Annotated in this window: 19 protein-coding genes; 9 read left to right on the plus strand and 10 right to left on the minus strand. The window is 69.5% G+C overall.

Features of this window, described 5'->3' with window-relative positions; translation table 11 throughout:
* Positions 1-61: 61 nt before the first annotated feature.
* The 3 genes from FG385_RS07310 to FG385_RS07320 all read left to right on the plus strand — a co-directional run bounded on the left by FG385_RS07310 (position 62) and on the right by FG385_RS07320 (position 2857).
* Positions 62-859, plus strand: coding sequence for an LLM class flavin-dependent oxidoreductase (locus FG385_RS07310; protein ID WP_139095838.1), 798 nt, complete (start codon positions 62-64; stop codon positions 857-859).
* Between the two features lie 130 nt (positions 860-989).
* Positions 990-2033 carry a zinc-dependent alcohol dehydrogenase family protein gene (locus tag FG385_RS07315; protein ID WP_139095839.1) on the plus strand — a complete coding sequence of 348 codons (1044 nt, stop codon included), beginning with the start codon at positions 990-992 and terminating at the stop codon, positions 2031-2033.
* Entirely contained in the window at positions 2030-2857 is an 828-nt protein-coding gene (locus tag FG385_RS07320) for a MurR/RpiR family transcriptional regulator (RefSeq protein ID WP_139095840.1), read from the plus strand. The genes FG385_RS07315 and FG385_RS07320 overlap by 4 nt, the downstream gene beginning before the upstream one ends.
* Positions 2858-2947: 90 nt before the next feature.
* Here the strand turns inward: FG385_RS07320 and FG385_RS07325 are convergent, their stop codons facing one another.
* The 3 genes from FG385_RS07325 to FG385_RS07335 form a co-directional block, all read right to left on the minus strand.
* Positions 2948-5773: a PQQ-dependent sugar dehydrogenase gene (locus FG385_RS07325; RefSeq protein WP_407645463.1), complete on the minus strand. Its 2826-nt coding sequence runs from the start codon at positions 5771-5773 to the stop codon at positions 2948-2950.
* A gap of 115 nt (positions 5774-5888) precedes the next feature.
* Positions 5889-6491, minus strand: coding sequence for a hypothetical protein (locus tag FG385_RS07330; RefSeq protein ID WP_235022426.1), 603 nt, complete (start codon positions 6489-6491; stop codon positions 5889-5891).
* 169 nt (positions 6492-6660) lie between these two features.
* Positions 6661-6948 carry a glutaredoxin domain-containing protein gene (locus FG385_RS07335; RefSeq protein WP_139095841.1) on the minus strand — a complete coding sequence of 96 codons (288 nt, stop codon included), beginning with the start codon at positions 6946-6948 and terminating at the stop codon, positions 6661-6663.
* Between the two features lie 407 nt (positions 6949-7355).
* Here FG385_RS07335 and FG385_RS07340 point away from each other — a divergent pair, with 407 nt between their 5' ends.
* Positions 7356-10664 carry a choice-of-anchor D domain-containing protein gene (locus FG385_RS07340; protein ID WP_139095842.1) on the plus strand — a complete coding sequence of 1103 codons (3309 nt, stop codon included), beginning with the start codon at positions 7356-7358 and terminating at the stop codon, positions 10662-10664.
* Positions 10665-10680: 16 nt separating this feature from the next.
* Here the strand turns inward: FG385_RS07340 and FG385_RS07345 are convergent, their stop codons facing one another.
* The gene (locus tag FG385_RS07345; protein WP_139095843.1) at positions 10681-11514 is read right to left on the minus strand and encodes a phosphoribosylaminoimidazolesuccinocarboxamide synthase; all 834 of its coding nucleotides are present in this window, start codon (positions 11512-11514) and stop codon (positions 10681-10683) included.
* Positions 11515-11583: 69 nt separating this feature from the next.
* Here FG385_RS07345 and FG385_RS07350 point away from each other — a divergent pair, with 69 nt between their 5' ends.
* On the plus strand, positions 11584-12987 hold the full coding sequence (locus tag FG385_RS07350; protein WP_139095844.1) for a DHA2 family efflux MFS transporter permease subunit: 1404 nt from the start codon (positions 11584-11586) through the stop codon (positions 12985-12987).
* A gap of 10 nt (positions 12988-12997) precedes the next feature.
* Here FG385_RS07350 and FG385_RS07355 read toward each other — a convergent pair whose 3' ends face one another.
* A complete protein-coding gene (locus FG385_RS07355) occupies positions 12998-14644 on the minus strand; it encodes an SDR family oxidoreductase (RefSeq protein ID WP_139095845.1) in 1647 nt (548 codons plus the stop codon).
* Positions 14645-14747: 103 nt separating this feature from the next.
* Between FG385_RS07355 and FG385_RS07360 the strand changes: the two genes are divergently transcribed.
* Complete coding sequence (locus tag FG385_RS07360; protein ID WP_235022427.1) at positions 14748-15578, plus strand: SAM-dependent methyltransferase; 831 nt, start codon at positions 14748-14750, stop codon at positions 15576-15578.
* 156 nt (positions 15579-15734) lie between these two features.
* On the plus strand, positions 15735-16379 hold the full coding sequence (locus FG385_RS07365) for a rhomboid family intramembrane serine protease (protein WP_139095847.1): 645 nt from the start codon (positions 15735-15737) through the stop codon (positions 16377-16379).
* On the opposite strand, the gene FG385_RS07370 is transcribed toward FG385_RS07365, so the two are convergent.
* Together FG385_RS07370 and FG385_RS07375 are read right to left on the minus strand one after the other, a co-directional pair.
* Positions 16376-17614: an RNA polymerase sigma factor gene (locus FG385_RS07370; protein ID WP_139095848.1), complete on the minus strand. Its 1239-nt coding sequence runs from the start codon at positions 17612-17614 to the stop codon at positions 16376-16378. The genes FG385_RS07365 and FG385_RS07370 overlap by 4 nt on opposite strands.
* Positions 17615-17652: 38 nt before the next feature.
* On the minus strand, positions 17653-18084 hold the full coding sequence (locus FG385_RS07375) for a YciI family protein (RefSeq protein ID WP_139095849.1): 432 nt from the start codon (positions 18082-18084) through the stop codon (positions 17653-17655).
* 163 nt (positions 18085-18247) lie between these two features.
* Here FG385_RS07375 and FG385_RS07380 point away from each other — a divergent pair, with 163 nt between their 5' ends.
* Complete coding sequence (locus tag FG385_RS07380) at positions 18248-19162, plus strand: ribonuclease Z (protein ID WP_139095850.1); 915 nt, start codon at positions 18248-18250, stop codon at positions 19160-19162.
* A gap of 128 nt (positions 19163-19290) precedes the next feature.
* Here FG385_RS07380 and FG385_RS07385 read toward each other — a convergent pair whose 3' ends face one another.
* Positions 19291-20292, minus strand: coding sequence for a hypothetical protein (locus tag FG385_RS07385; RefSeq protein WP_139095851.1), 1002 nt, complete (start codon positions 20290-20292; stop codon positions 19291-19293).
* Between the two features lie 138 nt (positions 20293-20430).
* Here FG385_RS07385 and FG385_RS07390 point away from each other — a divergent pair, with 138 nt between their 5' ends.
* Positions 20431-21711: an MFS transporter gene (locus tag FG385_RS07390; RefSeq protein ID WP_235022428.1), complete on the plus strand. Its 1281-nt coding sequence runs from the start codon at positions 20431-20433 to the stop codon at positions 21709-21711.
* Between the two features lie 49 nt (positions 21712-21760).
* Here FG385_RS07390 and FG385_RS07395 read toward each other — a convergent pair whose 3' ends face one another.
* On the minus strand, positions 21761-22264 hold the full coding sequence (locus FG385_RS07395) for an OsmC family protein (protein WP_139095853.1): 504 nt from the start codon (positions 22262-22264) through the stop codon (positions 21761-21763).
* Between the two features lie 21 nt (positions 22265-22285).
* A complete protein-coding gene (hisC, locus tag FG385_RS07400) occupies positions 22286-23335 on the minus strand; it encodes a histidinol-phosphate transaminase (protein WP_139095854.1) in 1050 nt (349 codons plus the stop codon).
* Positions 23336-23371: the final 36 nt, after the last annotated feature.

The following is a 23371-nucleotide window of genomic DNA, read 5'->3' on the forward strand; positions in this document are numbered from 1 at the left end:
TACGTCGCGGTGCCGCCTGTCGGCGGATGCCGCGGCGCGGCCCGCGCGACAGGATCGACGTATGACTGATCGAGCATTCCGGTTCGGCGTCGTCGGTACCGGCACCGACCTCGCCACCTGGACCGACCTGGCGCGCCGCGCCGAAGCCGCCGGTTACGACACTCTCGTGTCCCCCGACCCGCAGGTCGAACTCGACCCGTTCACCATCATGTCCGCCGCGGCGGCCGTCACCACGACGCTGCACGTTGGCACGTTCGTCGCGGTGGACCAGTTCCGTGAGCGGCGGTCGCTGGACTGGCAGTCGCGCTCGCTGCACCAGTTCACCGGCGGGCGGTTCGAGCTCGGCCTCGGCGCTGGCCGCCCGGACGCGAAGGAACGGGTCGTGGCGCGCGGTGGCAGCTGGGAGCGCCGGTTCTCACATCTGACGGAGACGATCGAGTTCCTGAAGAAGCAGAGCGACCGGCCGCCCTTGCTGCTCGCGCCGGGCGGTCCGAAGATGACGGAGCTGGCCGCGCGCGAGGCCGATATCGCCACCATGGCGTGGATGCCGCGCACCACCGAGGCCGACGCACGCTCCACTGTGGACAGATTCCGCTCGGTGTGCGACCGGCTGGACGAGGTCGAACTGGCCGCGAACCTGCTCGCGGTCGGCGACGAGCCCGCACCGTGGCTGGAGCGGTTCATCGGGGCCAGCCTGCCGGAACTGGCGGCCGGCGGGGCGGTCACCGTGCTGCCGGGGACACCCGAGCAGGGCGCGGAGACCTTGCGCCGGTGGCGGGCTGAGCTGGGGATCTCCTACGTGACGGTGAACTCGGGCTACCTGGACCAGTTCGCGCGCGTGATCGCGTTGCTGAAGTAGGGGCGACTCGCAGGCCTGACCTGATCGCCAGTCCTGGCGTCCGGCGAACGCCTGCCCGAACATCACCGCGTAGCGAGCCGCTCGTTCGTTCATCGTCGCCCCGTCGTCGCGCTGCCCGTATCGTGGTCGGGTGCGTGCTGTGCTGTTCGAACGGTTCGGTGAGCTCCCCCAGGTCACCGAGGTCGCCGACCCCTCGCCGGGACCGGACGGGGTGGTCGTGGCCGTCGAGGCGACCGGCGTGTGCCGCAGTGATTGGCATGCGTGGCGCGGGCACGACGGCGACGTGAAGCTTCCGCACGTCCCCGGGCACGAACTCGCCGGGCATGTGGTGGCCGTCGGGGATCGGGTGCGCAACCACCGGATCGGGGAGCGGGTGACCGCCCCCTTCGTTTGCGCCTGCGGGAGCTGTCCACAGTGTGCGAGCGGCAACCAGCAGGTCTGCGACTTCCAGTTCCAGCCGGGCTTCACCGGTTGGGGCTCGTTCGCCGAGTACGTCGCCCTCGACCACGCGGACGTGAACCTCGTGCCGCTGCCCGCCGATCTCGGCCCGGTGACCGCAGCCGCGCTCGGCTGCCGGTTCGGCACCGCGTACCGCGCGGTGCTGCGGCAAGGCGGGGCGTCCGCCGGCGAGTGGGTCGCCGTGTACGGCTGTGGCGGTGCCGGAGCGTCGGCTGTCATGCTCGCCGTCGCGGCCGGGGCGAGGGTCGTCGCGGTCGACTTGTCGCCGGAGGCGCTCGCGCTGGCGACGCGGCTCGGTGCGGAGGCGACGGTGCGCGGCCACGATCCCGTCGACGAGCTCCGCGAGATCACCGGCGGCGGCACCCACCTGTCGCTCGACTGTGCCGGTTTGCCCGCGACCTGTGCGGCGTCCGTCGCGAGCCTGCGCAAGCGGGGGCGTCACGTGCAGGTCGGGTTGTTGCCGCCGGACCAGGGGGTGCCACCGATCCCGATGCACCTCGTCATCGCGGGCGAGCTTCGTATCTTCGGCAGCCACGGCCTTCAGGCCCACGAGTACCCGGCGATGCTGGACTTCGTCACCCGGTCCGGAATGGACCTGACCGGGCTGATCGGCCGCCGGATCGGGCTCGATGAAGCACCGGCCGCACTATCCGAAATGGACAACGCGGTGCCGTCGCAAGCCGGCGTCACCATTGTGGAACTGCCGGTACCGTGACCCCGCCGGCCAGTTACCAGGAGCTGACCGAGGTGCTCCGCAGCCGGTTGCCGAAACTGGTTTCGGGGCAGCTGCGGATCGCGCATCTGGTGCTGGCCGACCCGGAGGGCACGGCGTACCGCGGCATCTCCGAGGCCGCGCGGCTGGCCGAGGTGCGTGAGTCCTCCATCGCCCGGTTCGCGAACTCCCTTGGCCTGTCCGGATATCCGGCCATCATGGAGCTGTGCCGGGTGTGGCTGGCCGAACGGGCGCAGCTCGCCCGGCGCGCCGAGGACGACGGGCACGAGCCGCCGGGTGGCACGCTTTCGGCGGCGCTGGAACAGGAACAGACCAATCTGGCTCGCACGTTCAACCGCCTCGATCGCGCGTCCTGGCTGAGTGCCGTCGCAACGCTCGCTGAAGCCGGCGCGGTGCACGTCCTGGGCCTGCGGGAAAGCCGGCCCGTCGCGGAACTGCTGAGCCGTCGCCTCCACGCACGACAGCTCGGCGTTTCATTGCCCGACGAGATCCGGGACATCTCCGGTGTGCTGGTCGCGATCTCTGTCCGGCGCTACGCCGCGGATACCGTGCGCGCCGCCGAGTACGCGCGCGACCATGACGTGCGGGTCGTCGCCCTGACGGACAATCCGGCGTCTCCGCTCGCCGACCACGCCCACGTGGCCTTGTTCGCGGAGACGGTCGGCATCGGAAACTCCCAGTCACTCACCGCGCTCGCCGCGCTGGCTCAGGCCCTGGCGCGGGAGGTCGCACTCCGGCGTGGTGACCGGGCACCGGAGGACGACCTCCCTGCCTCATTCGGCTTTTACCAAGCCGACCTGAAGTAGGCCGACCCGACCAACCGGCAGCCGACCTACGTTCGCCGATCGCCGTGACTGCCGGTCGGCTTGGTAACGATCGGCACAGCTACTACTGAATCACCAGCGGCGGTCGATGACCGTCCCGTTCGGATACCACTGGATGTACCCGAACTGGAAGTCGTTGCGCCGCCCGCCGTCGAAGCTGAACTCACCCGAGCGCGGATAGCCGAGATACGACCGTTCCCAGCCCAGCGCCGACCACCGGGCCCGGATCGCGCCGTAGATCTCGTGCGCGCCCGTCGCCGGGCTGAAGTAGATCGACGCCGCCTTGCTGAAGTGGTTGTACCGGCCGATCCCGTCCGGGGTCGCCAGCTCGTCCGTCGTCGGGTAGCCCGTCGGGCCCAGCTCCCAGCCGGTCGCCTGCCAGGTCTGCCGGATCAGGCCCCACACGCCGTGCGCGCCGGTCGCCGGCGTCCAGTAGATCGACGCGGCCTTGCTGAAGTGGTTGTACCGGCCGATCCCGTCCGGCGTGCCCGTCTCATCCGTGGTCGGGTAGCCGGTGGGCCCCTTCTCCCAGTTCAGCGCGGACCAGCGGGCCCGGATCAGGCCCCAGATGGCATGGGAACCCGTGCCCGGCGAGAAGTACACCGACGCGGTACCCGTGGCCGGGGTGCCGATGAAGTGGTTGAACTTGCCGGTCCCGTCGGGTGCGGTGGTCTCGTCGGTCAACGGAGCGCCGAACCGCTGGTGCCCGCCGAGCCCGAGATACTTGGCCAGGTTCTGGCCGTGCACCTCGTGCACACCGGTCTGCTGCGACCAGTACAGCCGCCCGTTGGCGTACACGCGGTACCGCACGCCGCCGTCGGACACCTCGGGCGCGGTGGGCGCGCCGAGTAGCTGCCGCAGCGCGGCGTCGGAGTTGTACCGCTGCTCGATCGGTGTCGTGTAGTTCGCCGTCAGCGTCAGATCCGACGAGGGCATCGTGAGCGTGCGGGTACGCGTGGTCGGCCCGTCCGCCCACTGGGCGAACGCCGAAGCACCGTCGGTCGCGGTGGGCGTGGCCACCACGTCGATCGTCGAACCGTCGGTCACCAGCGCCGTGTTCGCGTTGCCGGCGGAAGGAATCTGCAGCGACGCGGGCACGTTCGAGGTGAGCGTCAGCCGGTGCTGGCGCGGCCAGGCCGTGTAGGTCTCGCTCGTCGCCACGCCCACGCTGTCGGTGACCGTCGCGGTGATCAGGAGCCGGGTGTCGGGATGATCGGGGAACGGCACGGTGAAGCTCGAACCGGTCGCCCCGACGCCGGGGTGCGAGTGGCAGGTCGCCTCGTCAGGGCAGTGCAGCTCGCGACTGGTCCAGACCGTGTCGAGGGCGGCGTCCTCCGCGTCGGTTGCCGTCGAGGTCAGGCTGACCTGCTCGCCGACACCGAACAGGTCGCTCCGCGGCACGGTCAGGCTCAGCTGCGGCGAGTGGTTCGAGGGTGCCACGGTCAGCGTGGTCGTGCCGGCCGCGCCGAGTGGATCGCGCACGGTAAGGGTCGCGGTGAACCGGTCCGCCCCGGTCGCGTAGGTGTGCGCGACGGTCTTGCCGGTTCCCGTTGTGCCGTCGCCGAAATCCCAGGCATAGGTGAGCGGGTCGCCGTCGAAGTCGAGGGACTGCGAGGCGTCGAAGGTGACCGTCCGCGTGCCGGCGTCGGTGGTGCTGGTCGCCTGCGCGATCGGCGCGGTGTTGCCCTGCTGGTAGCTGATCCGCTTCAGGTTGCCCGAGATCAGGTCCGCGAACACGACGTCACCGTTGGGTGCGGCGGAGAGCTTGACCGGCCCGCCGATTCCCGTTGCCCACGCCGGGTCCTGCGGGGCCTGGGTCAACTTGCCGGTGCTGTCGTAGCGCGCCGTCCAGATCTTGCCGGCCGCGTAGTCGCCGAAGAAGTAGGTGCCCTGGTACTGGCCCGGGTAGCTCTTACCGGTGTAGACGAACCCGCCGGTGATGCTGTTGCCCTGGTTGGACGCGGTGCCGTGGTGGTACTCCCAGATCGGCCCGGTGTTGGACACCGGCCCGCATTCGGCGGGGAAGTGCGTGACGTAGCCGGTCTGGTGGTTGCCCTCCCAGCACGGCCACGCGTAGTTGCGGCCGGGCTGGACGACGTCGAGTTCCTCCCAGGTCTCCCAGCCGACGTCGCCGACGACCGGCAGCCCGCTGCTCGGGTCGAGCGAGAACCGGAACGGGCTGCGGAAGCCGCTCGCGAACACCTTGCTGCGCGCGGAGTTCGGGTTCGCCGCGTCGTAGTACGGGTTGCCGGGAACCCCGGCGCCGTCGCCGGTCAGGTGCAGGATCTTGCCGTAGAGCTGGTTCACGTCGAGCGCGCGCAGGGCCCGCGGGTCGTAGACCTCGTGGTGGAAGTCGGCACTGTCCCCGATGGACACCCAGACCGTGCCGTCGTCCGCGGCGACCACGCCGGTCATGCCGTGGACGTTGTAGCCGACGGGCAGGTCCAGCAGAACCTTCTCACCGCCGATGCCGGTCGGCTCGGGGGAACCGGTGACCGTGAACCGCGCCAGGCGGAAACTCGAGCCGGTGCTGGTCCGGATGGTCCTGGCGAGGTAGATGGCGTGCGTGCTCGCGTAGTCCGGCGCGATCGCGAGCCCGACGAGGCCGAGGTCGCCCTCGTTGTTGACGGCGAGCGTGGTGAGCGTGCGGACGGCGCCGGCGGGCGAAACCCAGGTGATCTTGCCGCCCTTGCCGGTCGCGATGATGCCGCCGTCACCAGGCAGGTAGGCGAAGTCGGTCAGGTCATAGGCCGCCTGGCCGGAGGCCTGCTCCCGGATGACGAAACCGGATGGGACGGCCGGCGCGGCGCTCGCCTGCGGGGCGGCCATCAGGCCGGCTGTCGCCAGCAGCCCGGCGACCAGGGCGGCCCCTCCCCGTCTGAACCACTGTCTGTGCATTATTCCCCCTTCTGGGCGTCTGATCCTTTTTCGCCCAGAAGGAGGATTACGTTGCTCTCAGTTACGATGTTGTGATTTCGCCAGAACGAAGCCCAATGTGACGAGCATTTTCGCGTCAGCGGCAGATAATGAAAATGAGGACGCAGGACGGAGTCGTCCGGGACGGCGAAGTATTCGCCGTGGAATTCGACGGAGAACTATCGGCGGTCGGTGTGGTGGTGACCGATGTCGTGCTGTTCGGACCGTCTTGCTGACTCTGGGAACCGGTGACCGTGACCGTTTGGGTCGCGGTTTCCCGGCTCGGTCTGCGCCCGGGGAGTTCATTGATTCCCGCGCCCACGTCCCCCGGTCTCTGGTTGGTCACGACGACCGTCGTGTTGCGGCCGGTCACCTCCGACGGCGCCGGCCCGGAAGGCACGCCGCCGCCCGCGAGCCCGCCGGTCGGCGGGTGCGGAAGGTTGACCAGTGACGGGGAGTCCGCCTCGGAGCGCATCGATCCGAAATGGACGAGCAGGGCGGCGAGGCCGCAGCCCAGTACCACCGCGAGCATCACGGCCATGACACGCGCCCGGCCGCCGGGTTTCCGCTGGGCCTCGCCCCAGCCCTCCCGCTCCAGGAGCTCGGCCACCGACACTTCGTCGTTCACCGGACAGACCTTTCGAGCCGAAGGAAAGAGCGCGCCGACGAATGTTTGTAGCGTAGCCGGGTGGACGGTCAATAACCGGGGCCACGAAAGGCGCGGAGAATCACTGACCGTATTCCTGAACAGTGTTAGGAGTGGCCTTTCGCGACATTCCGCAACCGGTTTGGCGCGAACTGTGCCGGCGGCGCCTTGAGCCCCGGTTCAGGGTGACCGCCGCGGTGCGTAACCGATCGAACGCGACTCGCTACCCGTTGGTGCGAGCTTCGAGAAGTCCGGGCGCGTGCTCGCGGACCGCTTCGAGTACCTGATCGATGTCCGGGTTGATCATCGCCACCGGACCGACGAAGACCGCGGGCACGGTCTCGTTGCCGTCCGCGACCGAACGGACGCGGGCCGCGGCCGCCTCGTCCTCCCAGATGTTCACCTCGTGCAGCGGCAGACCCGCGTGCTCCAGATGGTGGCGCAGCATCAGGCAAAAGCCGCAGCCGGGACGCCAGTAGAACTCGACAGCACTCTCGTGCGCAGTGGCCATGAGCCCAGGTTAGCGATTAACGAACGATCGAGCTGCGCCGTTCATAGCCAATCCGGCCACAGTCGCGGCTCCCCGGCTTGCGCGGCAACGGTTACGCGCAGCTCGAGGCCGGCAGACTTTTGGCCGGATTGGTCACCAATTCGTGATCCTGGTGTGTAACACGATAGGGTGAAATTTCGAATTGTCTGTCGCGTGGTGACGCGACCGTTGCGTCCCAATGGCGCAACGGAGGGAGTTCGTTGTTCACCCGTTCTAGTCGTGCTGCTCGACTACTGCTACTTTCCGTCATTTCCGCTCTCGTTGCCTGGGGGCTCACACCCGGCGCCTTCGCCGACGAGACCACTGCGGCTCACAACACACTGCGCACCGGCTGGGACGACAACGAGCCCGGCCTGATCCCGTCTCAGGTGAGCGCCACCGACTTCGGTCAGCTGTTCTGGGCGAGCGTCGACGGGCAGGTCTACGCGCAGCCGATCGTGGCGAACGGCGTCGTGGTCACGGCGACGGAGAACAACAAGGTTTACGGCCTCGATGCGGCGACCGGCGTGCAGCGCTGGCGCGTCGACTTCGGCCCCGCGTGGCCGGTGTCGACGGTCAGTTGCGGTGACCTGGTGCCGACGGTCGGCGTCACGGCCACGCCTGTCTACGACCCGTCGACCGGCACGGTGTACCTCACGTCGAAGGTCAACGATGGGCCCGATCCGCAGCACCCGCACTGGTATCTCCACGCGCTGGACGCGAAAACCGGCGCCGAGCGCGCGGGCTTCCCGACGACCATCAAGGGTTCGCCGACCAACAACCCCAACGTCCCGTTCAACCCGATGACGGCGATGCAGCGCCCCGGGTTGCTGCTGCTCGACGGCGTCGTCTACGCCGGTTTCGCGAGTCACTGCGACTACACGCCGTACGTCGGTTACGTCATCGGCGTCACCGCGTCGACCGGGGTCCAGACCACCATGTGGGCCACCGAGGCCGCGGCCTCCGACGAGGGCGGGATCTGGCAGTCCGGCGCCGGCCTGGTCTCCGACGGGTCCGGCCGGATCATCTTCGCGACCGGCAACGGCGTCGCGCCCGCGCCCGGCCCGGGCAACGATCCGCCGCAGACGCTCGGTGAGTCGGTCGTACGGCTGGCGGTCAACGGCGACGGATCCCTTACCCCGCAAAGTTTCTTCAGCCCGCACGACAACACGAGACTGAACCAGGACGACGCCGACCTCGGCTCCGGCGGACCGATGGCGTTGCCGTCGAACTTCGGCACGAGCGCGCATCCGCGGCTGGTCGTCGAAGTCGGCAAGGACGGCCGGATCTACCTGCTCGACGCCGACAACCTCGGCGGCGCCGGGCAGGGCGCGAACGGCGGCGACGCGGTCGTCGGGATGACCGGCCCGTTCCAGGGCGTGTGGGGGCGGCCCGGGCTCTGGGGCGGCGACGGCGGTTACGTCTACGTCGTCGGCAACAACGGGCCGTTGCGCGCGTTGAAGTACTCCGCGTCCGGGCCGTCGCTGACCTCGGTCGGCACGACGAGTGACAACTTCGGCTACACCTCGGGTTCGCCGGTGATCACCTCCACCGGCACGACCTCGGGTTCCGCTCTCGTGTGGGTCGTCTACAGCACCGGTCCGAACGGGGCGAACGCGCAGTTGCGCGCCTACGACCCGGTGCCGGTCAACGGGGTGCTGAAGATGCGCTACTCGGCGCCCATCGGAACCGCGGTCAAGTTCTCCGTGCCCGCCACGGACAACGGCCGCGTGTACGTCGGCACGCGCGACGGCAAGGTCCTCGGCTTCGGCCGGCCGACCACCGCGCCGCTCACGACCAAACCGTACGACTTCGGCTCCGCCGCGGTGGGGACCACGGAGAGCGCGACCGTCACCGTCACCGCGAACCAGAACCTCACGGTGAACGGCGTGGCCGCGGACGCGCCGTTCGCGACGTCGGTGACCACGCCGGTGACCCTGACCAAGGGGCAGACCCTGAACGTGCCGATCTCCTACACGCCAACGACTTGGGGTGCCTCGACCGGCAGTCTGACGTTCCACACCAGCGTCGGTGACGCCGCGATGGACCTGCACGGCCAGGGCACGCAACCGGGTCTCGGCGCGACACCCGCGTCGCTGGACTTCGGGCCGGTGCGCACGGGCGCGGCGAAGGAACTGAGCGTCAACATCCTCAACACCGGCACGACCTCGGAGACGATCACCGGGGTGACCCCGCCGACCGGATCGTTCTCGGCGAGCAGCCTGCCGGCGGCGGGGACCGTGCTGGCGGCCGGCGCGTCGGTGACGATCCCGGTGACCTATGAGCCCACCACGGGCACGGACACCGGCCTGCCGGAGAGCTCGCAGCTGGTCGTGTCCGGTGACCAGGGTTCGGTGACGGTCCCGGTGACCGGTACCGCGCTGACCGGGCAACCGCAGCTGACCCTCGACCCGTCGCTGGTCGACTACCACACTGTCGCGGTTGGACAGTCGGTGACGCTGTCGTTCACGGTGGAGAACACCGGGACCGTACCGCTGACGATCACCAAGGCGAAGGCTCCCCAGGGCGTCTTCTTCAGCACCGACCAGCTTGCGGAGGGTCAGGTGATCCCGCCGGGTGACTCGCTGCAGCAGAAGGTGACCTTCCAGCCGGCGGACGCCTACCCGGCGACGGCGGTGTACGAGATCACCGGCGATGACGGCCAGGGTGCGAAGACGGTGACCCTGCAGGGAAACACCGATCCGATCACCGACTACTACGACAAGCTGGGCGGTGCGCGCGGTTCGGTACTGAGCGATCCGGTTTCGGCCGAGTACGACACGCCCGGCGGCGGTAAGGCGCAGGACTTCCGTGGCGGCAGCATCTACTGGTCCGCGGCCACCGGTCCGCACGTGGTGATGGGCGACATCCTTGCGAAGTACAAGTCGATCGGCGGGCCGGGCAGCAGCCTCGGCTACCCCACGACCGACGAGACGGGGACGCCGGACGGGGTCGGCCGGTACAACCACTTCTCGCGGTCGGACGGTGCGTCGATCTACTGGACGCCGAACACCGGGGCGCATTTCATCCAGGGTGCGATCCGGGCGAAGTGGGCGGCGATGGGCTGGGAGCGTGGTCCGCAGGGCTACCCGATCACGGATGAGCTGACCACTCCGGACGGTGTGGGCAAGTACAACCACTTCTCACGGGCCGACGGCGCTTCGATCTACTGGTACCCGGGCAACGGCGCCTGGTCGATCCAGGGCGCCATCCGGGCGAAGTGGGCGGCTCTGGGCTGGGAAACCGGGCCGATGGGCTATCCGACGACGGACGAGTCGGGGACCCCGGACGGTGTGGGCAGGTACAACCACTTCACCAAGTCCGCCTCGATCTACTGGACGCCGACCACCGGTGCCTGGTCGATCCACGGTGCGATCCGGGCGAAGTGGGCCGCGACCGGGTGGGAGCAGGGACCGCTCGGTTACCCGACGACGGACGAGTCGGGGACCCCGGACGGTGTGGGCAGGTACAACCACTTCAGCAAGGCGGGTTCGATCTACTGGTCCCCGTCGACGCCGGCTTCGGCGATCTACGGGCTGATCAGGCAGAAGTGGGCCTCACTCGGCTGGGAACGCAGTGCGCTCGGCTACCCGACCTCCGATGAGTACGGCATCGCCGGCGGGCGGCGGAACGACTTCGTGCACGGCTGGATCACCTTCTGGTTCTCCAACGGAGCCGTTGTCGGCACCTACAAGTAGTCGATCTACTGTGGACTCAGGCGTCCCAGGTGTGGCCGGTGATCCGCTCGTAGGCCTCGGTGTACCGGCGGCGCGTCGCTTCGACGACGCCCGCCGGGATCTCCGGGCCGGGGTCGGTCTTGTCCCAGTCGGTGGACGATGCCCATTCCCGGACGAACTGCTTGTCGAACGCGTACTGCGGCCGCCCCGGCTCCCACTGGTCCGCAGGCCAGAAGCGTGAGGAGTCCGAGGTGAGCACCTCGTCGCCCAGGGTGAGCACGCCCGCGGTGTCCCAGCCGAACTCGAGCTTGGTGTCCGCGACGATGATGCCCTGCGCGGCCGCGTGCTCGGCGCCCCTGCGGTAGACGTCCAGGGTCAGCTCGCGCAGCCGCTCGGCGGTCTCGCGGCCTTCCTGCTTCACCACGTCCTCGAACGTGATGAACTCGTCGTGCCCCTCGGTCGCCTTCGTGGTCGGTGTGAAGATCGGCTCGGGGAGCTTGCTGCCCTCCTCGAGCCCCGGCGGCAGCGCCACCCCGGAAACCGTGCCGTACTTCTGGTATTCGCGCAGGCCGAGTCCGGCGAGGTAGCCGCGCGCGATGCATTCGACGGCGACCATCTTCAGCGGGCGGCACCGCACGGCGCGGCCGGCGAACTCGGCGGGCACGTCCGTGGTGGACACCACGTGATTGGGCACGACGTCGCGGAAACGCTCGAACCACCAGTTCGACAGCTGGGTCAGCAGCGCGCCCTTGCCGGGGATGGGGGTGGGCAGCACCACGTCGTAGACCGAGATCCGGTCCGACGCCACGAGCAGGATGTCTTCGCCGTCGCGGTACAGGTCGCGAACCTTGCCCGCGTGAATGTGCTCCATCCGCTCATCGTAAGCGCCGTGCTCAGCGGCGCTTGACCTCCAGCATGGTCGAGGTCTCAGGCTGGGCGCATGCCTGACCGGATTCCCTGGCCGACGTGGCGGCTCGCGCTCGTGATCGTGTTCGGCGCCGTCGCCAGCATGCTCGACACCTCTCTCGTCAACGTCGGGCTCGATGCGATCCGGACCGACCTCGGGGCCTCCCTCGACCAGGTGCAGTGGGTGTCGAGCGCGTACCTGATCGCACTCGCGGTCTCGTTGCCGGTGTGCGGCTGGCTCGGCCGGAAGTTCGGTGTCGGCAGGTTGTGGCTCGCCGCCTTCGCCGCGTTCACCGTCGCATCTGGCCTGTGCGCGCTCGCGGGTGATCTCGGCTGGCTCGTCGCGGCGCGCGTCGTGCAGGGGCTCGCGGCCGGCCTGCTCGTGCCCGCCGGGCAGACGATCCTCGGCCAGGCGGTCGGGCCGCAACGGCTGGGGCGCGTGATGAGCATCCTCGGCATCGCGGTGAGCAGTGGGCCGGCGATCGGGCCGACGGTCGGCGGGTTGCTGCTGCATTCGCTGCCGTGGCCATGGCTGTTCGCCATCAACCTGCCGATCGGTGCGATCGGGCTCGTGCTCGGGCTCAAGTACGTGCCGCGAGGTGAGGTCGCGACCGTGCCGAGGCTGGACTGGACGGGGTTCGCCCTGATCGGCGCCGGCCTTCCGCTGTTCGTCTACGCCGTCACGGCTTTCGGCGAGCAGGCCACGCTCGCCACGCCGACGGTGGCTATTCCGCTCGCTCTGGGCGTCGCCGGGCTGGCGGGTTTCGGCATCCGCGCCCGCCGGCAGCGGAATCCGCTGCTGGACCTGCGGCTGTTCCGGAACCCCTTGTACGCGGCCGCCGCCACGTCTTCGCTGTTCATCGGTGCCTCGATGTTCGGCGCGATGTTGCTGTTCCCGCTGTATTTCCAGTTGCTGCGGGGTGCGGACGTGGTCACCACCGGGCTGTCGCTGGTTTCGCTCGGGGTGGGCACGATGGTCGCACTGCCGTTCGCGGGCTGGCTGACCGACCGGTTCGGCGGCGGCGTCGTCGCGTTGGGCGGCACCATCTTCACCGTCGTGACCACGCTGCCGTTCGCGCTGCTGGACGCGGGCACGGTGCTGGTGCAGGTGCTGCTGTTCCTGCGTGGGGTCGCGCTGGCGCTGTCCGCCGTACCGGCCGGGACCACGGCGTTCGCGGCCGTCCGCCGCTCGGAGTTGCCGGATGCCACCACCCAGGTCAACATCCTGCAGCGGGTCGGTGGCGCGGTGGGTGGCGCGCTGCTCGCGGTCGTGCTGTCGGGACGCCTGCCCGCCGGGGCTGAAAGCGCTTTCCGTACCGCCTTCTGGTGGCTGACCGGGGCTTCGGTGCTCGCGGCGGCGTGGACGGTCCTGCTATGGCGCGCGCAACGTCTACAAGCGACAGTCGCGGCGCCGGTGCGGCGAGAAGCGGTCCCGTGAACGCCTCGCCTCAGGTGTGGCGCGCCGCGTTCCGCAGCAGGGCGGGAGTCAACCGGGCCAGTGCGAGACCGGCCTTCGCCTCGGGGGTGACCGGGACGGTCGCCCTGTCCCCGGCCACCGCGCGCAGGATCTGCGCCGCGACCTTCTCCGGCCCGAAGTTCCGCCGCCGGTAAGCCTTCGTCGCGCTCGCCCGCCTGCGTTCCTGCTCCGCCGCGTCGGCGCCGGAAAACGTCGTGGTCCGGGTGATGTTCGTGGCGACAAGGCCAGGGCAGATCGTCGAGACGCCGATCCCGCGGGCACCGACCTCCGCGCGCAGGCAGTCCGACAGCATGAGCACCGCCGCCTTGCTCGTCGAATACGCCGCAAGGGATTTCACCGGCAGGTACGCGGCCGCGGACGCGACGTTGACGATGTGCCCGCCTTCGCCGCGTTCGGCCATCAGCCGTCCGAACACCTGGCAGCCGTGGATCACGCCCCACAGGTTCACGTCCAGCACCCGTTGCCACTCTTCGGTCGTGGTGGCGAGGAAACTGCCCGCGTGGCCCACCCCGGCGTTGTTGACCACGATGTCGGGCACGCCGTGCCGCGTGACGACCTCGTCGGCGAACTTGCGCATCGCCGCCTCGTCGGACACATCCACCTGGTACGCGTGCCCGCCGGTCGCGCGCGCTGCCTCTTCGTCGATGTCGCAGACGACGACCTCGGCCCCGGTGGCGGCAAACGCTTGCGCCGCCGCCCTGCCGATCCCGCTGCCCGCGCCGGTGACGACCACGAGTGGCGCGTGCCTCGGCCCGGGACCGCCGTCGACGAGTTCGGTCACCATGCGCGCGACCTGCGCGCCGTCGCGTAGCAGCGCCGACCAGTGCCCGGCGTAGAGGTTCCGCCGCCACAGGTTCGGCGCCCACCGGTCGAGGCCCTTGGTGAGCGCTGGGGTGACGTAGTGGTCGTGACGGGGGCTGATCACCTGCACCGGAACCTGCGTGTGGCGCTCGCGCGGCCTGCCCATCCGGGCGCGGACGTTGGCGCGGTACAAGGAAACCCCGCGAGCGGCGTCGGCCGCCATGGTCGGCGCCGGATGCCCGGGGCGCGGCGGCACGTGTTCGATCCGGTGGAGCAGCCGTGGCCAGCGTTTGGCGATGACGGTTCGCCACAGCAGTTCGGGCAGGACCGGCACGTGGAACGCGAGGATGTACCACGAGTGCAGTTGCTGCTTCAGGACCTGCCGGAGATGGCGTGGCGTCGGCCGCCGGCGCATCCAGTACGCGACATGGTCGAGGCAGGGCCCGGAAATCGAGGTGTACGAGGCGATCCGCTCGTGCGCGCCCGGTTCGGTGACCGCCTCCCAGGCCTGGATCGACCCCCAGTCGTGCGCGACGACGTGCACCGGCCGGTCCGGGCTCACCGCGTCGGCGACGGCGAACAGGTCGTCTTTGAGCAGCGGCAACCGGTACGCGGCCGTGCCACGTGGAGCGTCGGACTGGCCGGCGCCGCGCACGTCGTACCGCACCACGTGGAAGCGTGTCGCCAGCGCGGCCGCCACGTCGTCCCACACCGTGTGCGTATCGGGATAACCGTGCACGAGCAGCACTGTCGGCGCATCGGCCGGGCCCTCCTCGAACACCGCGAGCCGGACCCCGCCGGATTCCACCGTCCTCATGCCACCGAAAGTAAGTGTAACCGCCGGTAACAGTCAAGTGTTGGTACCGTTCCTGCTAACCTGCCGCGTCGGTTGGAGATTGACAAACAAAGGAGTCGGCCGAGTGAATGATCGACCCGACCCCGCGGACGCGATCGACCTGGGGCATCCGAACTCGGCCCGGGTCTACGACTATTTCCTGGGCGGCACCGCGAACTGGGCGATCGACCGGGTCCTGGGGGACAAGCTTTCCGAGCTGGTGCCGATCATCCGCACCGGCGCCCAGGTGAACCGCGAGTTCCTCGGGCGAGCGGTGCGGTACGCCGTGGGCAACGGGATCACGCAGTTCCTGGACCTCGGCTCGGGCGTCCCGACGGTGGGCAACGTGCACGAGGTGGCCGACGAGATCGACCCGGACAGCCGATGTGTCTATGTGGACCGCGAACCGGTCGCGGTCGCGCACGCGAGGATCCTGCTGGAGCGCGACGGAGACCCGGACCGTCACGCGGTGCTGCAGGCGGATCTGCGGGATGTCGACGCGGTGTGGAAGGCGGCACTGGCGACCGGCGTCCTCGACCCGTCCCGGCCGATCGGGCTGTTGATGGTGTCGGTGCTGCATTTTCTCGACCCGCAGGACGAGGTATCGGAGGTGGTCGCCCAGTACCGCGAGCTGCTGCCGCCGGGCTCGCACCTGGTCATCTCGCACGCGACGCTGGATGCCGTGCCCGAGGCCGAGCTGCGGCAGTTCGAGGCCGGCGTGGAGTTGTACCGGGCGTCGGGGATCGCCGCGAGCCCACGCGACCGCGACACGATCCGTGCCTACTTCGGGGATTTCGCGCTCGCCGAGCCGGGGCTCACCTGGCTGCCCGAATGGCAGGCCGCGGGGCATCAGGTGTTGTTGCGCGAGCGGCCCGAGGCGTGTTGTTTCGTCGGCGGGCTCGGGATCAAGGGGTAGGCAGCGGATCGCAGAGATCGGCTCCGCCGCGGGGGCGGCGGTCACGATCGAAGCCACGGTCAGTGCGGAAGCCATCAGCGCCGATCGCCTCCGGCCGGACCCGACGGAAGCAGGAAATGTCCGTTACGCTGGGCGAAAGCGGACACGGGAGGCCGGATGAGCATGCCGCGTGGCGAGGAGGCCGAAGCGCTTATCGCGGAGGCCCGCAAAGCGCTGTGGGTCATGGTCGGCGTCCTGATCGTGCTGTGGATCGTGCAGATCGTCAACGCCGCGCTCGGTTACGAACTCAGCTTCGAACTCGGTATCCGCGCGCGTGAACCGGGTTCCCTGCCGGAGATCTTCACCGCCCCGTTCCTGCATTTCAGCTGGTCGCATATCGAGAGCAATTCCGGGCCGCTGTTCATTTTCGGCTTCCTCGCGGCGTATCGGGGCGTGAAGAAGTTCCTCGGCGTGACCGCGCTGATCGTGCTCAGCAGCGGGCTCGGCGGATGGTTCACGGCCAGCGCCGGCACGGTCGGCGCCGGGGCGAGCGGTGTCGTGTTCGGCTATTTCGGCTACATCATCGTCCGCGGGCTGTTCGACCGGCGGCCGATCGACCTGGTGATCGGGCTGGTCATGGCGCTGTGCTTCGCCTACCAGTTCTCGCTGCTGATCCCCGCGGGTGAAGGCATCGGCTGGCAGGCGCACCTGTTCGGCTTCATCGCCGGAGTCGTGGGCGGCTGGCTGTTCCGCGAGCGCCGCCCGAAGAAGGCCGTCGAGCCCGGAACGACGACGTTGCTGGACAAGCCCGTCGAGTCTTAGCTGCAGTCCTTCGCGCGGTTGAGCAGCAGTTCGCGTTCGCGGGTGTTGCGGGTGAGTTCGGCGGCCCGTTCGAACTCGGCGCGCGCCTCGGTCGGCCGGTCGAGTTTCACCAGCAGGTCGCCGCGGACGCTCGGCAGCAGGTGGTACTGCTGCATCGACGGTTCTCCGGCCAGCTTGTCGACGAGCGCCAGCCCGGCGCCGGGGCCGAACGCCATCGACACCGCGACGGCCCGGTTCAACTCGACGACGGGAGACGGCATCAGCCGCGCCAAAACCTCGTACAGCGCGGCGATCCGGATCCAGTCGGTGTCCCCGGCGGTGGCCGCGCGGGCATGACAGGCGGCGATCGCGGCCTGCACGGTGTACGGGCCCCGCAGACCGCCGAGTTCCTCCGCCCGCGCGAGGGCGCGCAACCCGCGGCCGATCAACAGCCGGTCCCACAGCGCGCGGTTCTGCTCCAGCAACAGGATGGGCTCGCCGTCCGGACCGATGCGGGCTCGCGCACGGGAGGCCTGGATCTCCATCAGCGCGACGAGCCCGTGCATTTCGGGCTCCTTCGGCGCGAGCGCGGCGACGATCCGCCCGAGGCGCAACGCGTCCTCGCACAGCGCCGGCCGCATCCAGTCGTCGCCGGCGGTGGCCGAGTAGCCCTCGTTGAAGATCAGATAGACGACTTCGAGCACCGAGGACAGGCGCGGCGCGAGTTCGTCCCCGCTGGGCACCTCGAAGGGCACCTTCTCCTTGGCGAGCGTGCGTTTGGCGCGCACGATGCGTTGCGCCACCGTCGATTCGGCCACCAGGTACGCGCGGGCGATCTCGTCCGTCGCCAGGCCGCCGAGCAGGCGCAGGGTGAGCGCGACGCGGGCTTCGGTGGACAGCACTGGATGGCAGGCCGTGAACATCAGGCGCAGCACGTCGTCGCCGACCTCGTCGGGCTCCGGGCCCGGTTCCTCCACCGGCAGCGCGCGGCCGAACTCCTCTTCCTTGCGCTCCAACGTCTTGTCGCGGCGGATGCGGTCGATGGCGCGCCGTCTCGCGATGGTCATCAGCCAGGCGCCGGGGTTCTTCGGCACGCCGGAGGACGGCCACTGTTCGAGCGCGGCGACGACCGCCTCCTGCGCCAGCTCCTCGGCCAGGCCGACGTCACGCACCAGGCGGGTCAGCGCGCCGATGATCTTCGCCGACTCGATACGCCAGATCGCGTCGATCGTCCGGTGGGTCTCGGAGGCCGTCACGGCCCCCGAGCACACCACCTCCGGACGAATCGGGCAAGTCAGTTGCCTCCGAGCTGGTCGCGCAGCCGTTTCTCCTGCTCGAGGATCTCGGGCGTGGCCACGTCGGCGAAGTCCTCGGTTTCGAAGACCTGCCGGATCTCGATCTCGGACGCCTCGCCGCGGCCAGTCGGGTCGTTCGGGATGCGCTTGACCCATTCGATCGCCTCGTCCCTGGACTTGACGTCGATGATCCAGTAGCCCGCGAGGAGTTCCTTCGTCTCGGCGAACGGGCCGTCGATGACGGTCCGCTGGTCGCCCTCGAAGCGCACGCGGGCGCCCTTCGAACTGGGGTGCAGGCCGTCGCCGGCGAGCATCACGCCCGCCTTGACCAGCTCTTCGTTGTACTTGCCCATCGCTTCGAGAAGCTCCGCGCTCGGCATCACGCCGGCTTCGCTGTCCGCGTTCGCCTTCACCAGGACCATGAACCGCATCGTCTCGCTCCTTCTTCTCGGGTGCTTTCACCTGCGCGTCGAACGAGCGCGGCGCGGATCGACACGTGCCCCCGATTTTTTTCCCGGGACACGTGTCCTGATCTTCGGGTCACCCGGCCCGATCCGGCGGCGCCGATGCCGCGGAACGGATAGTGTCGGTCGGGTGTCGGTCCGAGAGCTGGTCGTGCTGGGCACCGCGAGCCAGGTGCCCGGCCGTACCCGTAACCACAACGGTTATCTCCTCCGCTGGGACGGCGAGGGTTTCCTGTTCGATCCCGGCGAGGGCACGCAACGGCAGATGCTGCTCGCCGGGGTATCGGCCTCGGCCGTCACGAGGATCTGCGTGACGCATTTCCACGGTGATCACTGCCTGGGGCTGCCGGGCGTGGTGCAACGGCTGTCGCTGGACAACGTGCGGCATCCGGTGCACGCGCACTTTCCCGCTTCAGGACAGGAGTTCTTCGACCGGTTGCGCCATGCGAGCGTCTTTCACGAGACGGCCGAACTGGTGGAGGAGCCGGTGGCGCGCGACGGTGTGATCGCCGAGGGCGAGTTCGGCGAACTGCGGGCGCGGCGACTGGATCATCCGGTGGAATCCTTCGGTTACCAGCTGGCCGAGCCGGGCGGGCGCCGTATGCTGCCGGAACTGCTGGCGCGGTTCGGCATCACCGGGCCGGAGATCGGCGAACTGCAGCGGGCGGGTTCGCTGCGGTTCGGGAGCCGGACGGTGACCATCGACCAGGTCAGTGTCGTCCGGCGCGGCCAGCGGTTCGCCTTCGTGATGGACACGCGGCTGTGCGATGCGGTGTACGAGCTCGCGGATCGCGCGGACCTGCTTGCGATCGAGTCGACGTTCCTGGAGGAGGACGCGGGGCTGGCCGAGGAGTACGGCCACCTGACAGCGCGCCAGGCGGCGCGGGTCGCCGCGGAGAGCAAGGTGGGGAAGCTCGTGCTGACCCATTTTTCGCAGCGCTACGACGATCCGACGAAGTTCTACGAAGAAGCGAAGGAGATCTTCGGCGGTGAGGTCGTCGTCGCCGCGGACCTGAGCCGCGTGAGCCTGCCCAAGCGCCGATGAGGCCGGTCATGCGTCTGGATGAACGCCTGCAATGACGGACACGGACACCGTCACCGCGAAGCGCTGGAAGCACGGCTGGGAACGTGGTCCCGGTGCTCGACGAGAAGTTGGCGGAGCAGGTCAGGACTTCACGAAGCCGTCAGCTCCTGGTGCCTCGCCACATGCAGGCGCGGCGCCACCCCCAGGGCCTGCCGCAGGCGCTCGTTCTCGGCCCGCAACTCGACCAGCAGGCGCTGCTGATCGTGCCAGGACACCGGCAGCATCGGCGGTTCGTTGGCTCGGACCAGTTCGAGGGCATCGTCCGGGATGGAGAGACGCGCGGCGCGGTCGCGTTCGGCCCGGCCGAGCATGCGCGCCAGGCGCCGCGCGTCAGTCATGAGAATCCGCGGGCGGCCCAGGATCCGGTGCCGCGGCGGGTCTTCGGGGTTGTCGAGGTTCACGTCGGGCAGGTAGGTGCGCATCGTCCCCGAGGGCACCGCGTGCGCCGGGCCGACCATCTCGTTGAAGCCGGCCTCGACGGCCGGGTCGAGCATGAAAGCGCTTCCCAGCCCGACGAGGTGCCAGGTGATCTCGCGTGCCCATCGTTCGAAGTCCTCGCGCGGCTGTTCCCCCTGGCTGATCATGTACACCGGCCCGCGACGCGTTTCGTCGGCCAGATAGTCCATCAGGTCCGGCAGATGCCCGAGCGTGACCCATTGCGGACTCGGCGTGATCTCCGTCCGCCCGTCGGTCGCCTCCAGTTCGGCCAGCAGTCCCCGCAATACGCTCGGCACCGACATGCACCGGTTGTACGGCGCCTGACCGAACACGGCGCGATCGTCACGGGTTTCGATCTCCGTCCAGATCCAGCCCGGCTCGTCCGGATGCTCCAGCACGCTGATCGCCGTGCGCCACACGTCGCGCGGTTGCGCGTCGGGATGCTGGCGCCGCCACTGGTACAGCCGCCCGCCGCCGGCCGGGCGGTTCAGCACCGTTACCAGATCGTCGTGATCCAGTACGTACTGCCCCGGCCGCATCGCGTCGAGGTGAATCTCCTTGCAGGCCAGCCAGGTGCTGAGGTGTTCGATGGCGGTGTCGAGCAGCCGCTGGCCGGGCGTGACCCGGAGAAAGGACCGGAAACCGACAGCCATCACCGTCTCCTCGCACTCGAGGGTGATCTGAAATCACCGTGCCATTCAGTGAATCACAGTGTGCAGACCGCGCCCTCGCGGAGTCAAGGGGGAGACCCCGGCTCGCGCCCCGCCGAGGTCATGAGGTCTTATTTCGCCGTGACTACAGCGGAACGGGCGCCGGGCCGGCGCCGGGTGCTCAGCTGGGCGTTCTGGGACTGGGGCTCGTCGGCGTTCAACGCCATCGTGCTCACGTTCGTTTTCACCGTGTACCTGACAAAGGCCGTCGCCCCCGACCCGGACACCGGCTCGGCCCAGCTCGGCGTGGGACTCACGATCGCGGGCGTCTGCATCGCCCTGCTCGCCCCCGTCACCGGCCAGCGCAGCGACGCGGGCGGACGGCGCAAACTCCTGCTCGGCGCGCATACCGCGGTCGTCGTGCTGAGCATGGCCGGGCTGTTCTTCGTCCGTGACAGCCCGTCCTACCTCCTGCTGGGCATCGTGCTGATCACGGTCGGCAGCGTGTTCGCCGAGTTCGCGACGGTCAACTACAACGCGATGCTCGTGCAGGTCTCGAGCGGCCGGAACGTCGGCCGGATCTCCGGTTTCGGTTGGTCCATGGGCTACTTCGGCGGGCTCATCGCGCTGACGATCGTGCTGTTCGCGTTCGTCCAGCCCGACGTCGGGCTGTTCGGCGTGACGTCGCAGGACGGGCTGAACATCCGCGTCGTGGCGCTGTTCTCCGCGGTGTGGTTCGCCCTGTTCGCGCTGCCGCTGTTCCTGTTCGTGCCCGAGGCGCCCGCATCCGGCGAACCGTTGCGCCGCAACTTCTTCGCCAGCTACGTCGCGCTCGGCAAGAGGCTGGCCGACATGTGGCGCAACGAGCGGCAGACGCTGTGGTTCCTCGTCGCGAGCGCCCTCTACCGCGACGGGCTGGCCGCGATCTTCACCTTCGGCGGGGTCGTGGCCGCGGGGACGTTCGGGTTCAGCTCCAGCGAGGTGGTGATCTTCGCGATCGCCGCCAACCTCACGGCCGGGCTCGGCGCCCTGGCCGGTGGCCGGCTCGACGACCGGGCCGGACCCAAGGCCGTCATCGTCGTCTCGCTGGCCGGGTTGATCGTGCTCGGCGCGGCGCTTGTGGTGCTTCCGGGGAAGGCGACGTTCTGGGTGTGCGGGCTCGCGTTGGCCACCTTCGTCGGGCCCGCGCAATCCGCGAGCCGGACCTTCCTCGCGCGCGTCGTCGCGCCCGAACGCGAAGGCGAGGCGTTCGGTCTGTACGCGACCACCGGGCGCGCGGTGTCGTTCCTCGGACCGCTCATGTTCAGCGGTTTCATCGCCCTGTTCGGCACGCAGCGGGCGGGCATGGCCGGAATCGTCGTCGTCCTCGTCGCCGGGCTGGCCGCCGTGCTCCCGGTGCGAGCCCCGAAAGGCGCACGCTGACCGATGAGTTTTCGCGGCGGCCTTCGCAAGGGGAGGGCCGCCTCCGCGGTCACCCGAGCGCGGCGGTGACCTCGGTCGCGTTCCGCAAGGTCTGCAGCACGACGCAGTACCGCTCGGTCAGCTTCTCCAGCGTCGCGAGCTGTTCCGCGTCCGCGTCGGTGTCCAGGTCGAAGGCCAGCCGGATGGCGCGGAAGCCGACCGGGGCGACCTTGTCGACGCCCAGCGTGCCGCGGAAGTCCAGGTCCCCTTCGGCGCGGATCGTGCCGCCACGGACGTCGATACCGAGCGACGTCGCGACGGCGCGCATCGTCACGCCCGCACAGGCCACCAGCGCGTCGAGCAGCATGTCTCCCGAGCAGGCCAGCGTGCCGTCGCCGCCGGCCGCCGGGTGCAGACCCGCTTCCACCAGCGCCTGCCCTGTCTGCACCTTGCACGAAACGGCCATACCGGACAGTTCGGCCTCGGCCGTCATCGTGACGACGGCGCTTTCCGGGGCCTCGCGATACCGCTCCTTCAGCGGGGCCTGCAGGTTCCGCAACTCACTCGTGTCCATCCAGCCAGCATGACCGACCGGTCAAGCCTGGGCGAGTGCGGTCCGCAGGAACAGGTCGTTTTCCGCGGGCCCGCCGATGCTCACCCGGCAACCGTCGTCCTCGAACGGCCGCACCAGGAGCCCGGACCGGCGGCAGGCCGCCGCGAACTCCGTGGTGCGGGCGCCGGTCGGGAGCCATACGAAGTTCGCTTCGGTCTCCGGCACGGCCCAACCCTGCGCGAGCAGCGCGTTCCGGACGCGCGCCCGCTCCACGACGACCGCGTCCACGCGTTCGCGCATCGCGTCCTGACTGCGTAAGGACTCGATCGCGGCGAGTTGCGCGATCGTCGAAACCCCGAACGGCACCGCGCATTTGCGGATCGCCGCGGCGACCGGTGGGTGCGCGACCGCGAACCCGATCCGCAGCCCGGCCAGCCCGTAGGCCTTGGAGAAGGTCCGCAGCAGGCACAGATTCGGGTGCGCCGCGAGGAAATCCAGCCCGTCGACGGCATCGGGGTCGCGGACGAACTCGACGTAGGCCTCATCGAGGACGACGAGCACGTCTTCGGGCACCCGCGCGAGCAGTTCGGCGAACTCGTCCCGGCGGACGGTGGGCCCGGTCGGGTTGTTCGGCGAGCAGACCAGGACGAGCGTGGTCCGGTCGGTCACCGCACCGGCGAGTGCCGCGAGGTCGAGCTGGGAGTCCGCGTCGAGCGGCACCTCGACCACCGACGCTCCGGCGATCCGCGTCGTGATCGGGTACGCCTCGAAGGACCGCCACGGGTACACGACCTCGTCGCCCACCGACGCGACCGACTGCACGATCTGCTGGAGCACCCCGACGCTTCCGGTGCCGACCGCGATGAACTCCGTTGGTACGGAAAGGAAATCGGCCAGTTCGCAGGTCAGTTCGGTCGCGGCGAGGTCGGGGTAGCGGTGCAGGTTCGCCGCGGCGACGGTCGCGCGTTCGAGCACGCCCGGCAGCGGCGGGAACGGGTTTTCGTTGCTGGACAGCTTGACCAGGCCGATGCCGGATTTCCCCGGTACGTAGGCCGGCACGTCGTCGAGCGCGGCACGGATACGCGGATACATCGTCAGCTCCAAGCGTTCTTGCGGGACACCCGCACC

It is taken from the genome of Amycolatopsis alkalitolerans (assembly GCF_006152065.1).
GTDB classification, from domain to species: Bacteria; Actinomycetota; Actinomycetes; order Mycobacteriales; family Pseudonocardiaceae; genus Amycolatopsis_E; species Amycolatopsis_E alkalitolerans.

Bases quoted from the DNA above. Each gene is read 5' to 3' on its own strand.
- FG385_RS07310 (WP_139095838.1), top strand. From the start codon at position 62: ATGACTGATCGAGCATTCCGGTTCGGCGTCGTCGGTACCGGCACCGAC.
- FG385_RS07325 (WP_407645463.1), bottom strand. From the start codon at position 5,773: ATGCACAGACAGTGGTTCAGACGGGGAGGGGCCGCCCTGGTCGCCGGG.
- FG385_RS07335 (WP_139095841.1), bottom strand. From the start codon at position 6,948: ATGGCCACTGCGCACGAGAGTGCTGTCGAGTTCTACTGGCGTCCCGGC.
- FG385_RS07345 (WP_139095843.1), bottom strand. From the start codon at position 11,514: ATGGAGCACATTCACGCGGGCAAGGTTCGCGACCTGTACCGCGACGGC.
- FG385_RS07350 (WP_139095844.1), top strand. From the start codon at position 11,584: ATGCCTGACCGGATTCCCTGGCCGACGTGGCGGCTCGCGCTCGTGATC.
- FG385_RS07355 (WP_139095845.1), bottom strand. From the start codon at position 14,644: ATGAGGACGGTGGAATCCGGCGGGGTCCGGCTCGCGGTGTTCGAGGAG.
- FG385_RS07365 (WP_139095847.1), top strand. From the start codon at position 15,735: ATGAGCATGCCGCGTGGCGAGGAGGCCGAAGCGCTTATCGCGGAGGCC.
- FG385_RS07375 (WP_139095849.1), bottom strand. From the start codon at position 18,084: ATGCGGTTCATGGTCCTGGTGAAGGCGAACGCGGACAGCGAAGCCGGC.
- FG385_RS07385 (WP_139095851.1), bottom strand. From the start codon at position 20,292: ATGGCTGTCGGTTTCCGGTCCTTTCTCCGGGTCACGCCCGGCCAGCGG.
- FG385_RS07395 (WP_139095853.1), bottom strand. From the start codon at position 22,264: ATGGACACGAGTGAGTTGCGGAACCTGCAGGCCCCGCTGAAGGAGCGG.
- hisC (WP_139095854.1), bottom strand. From the start codon at position 23,335: ATGTATCCGCGTATCCGTGCCGCGCTCGACGACGTGCCGGCCTACGTA.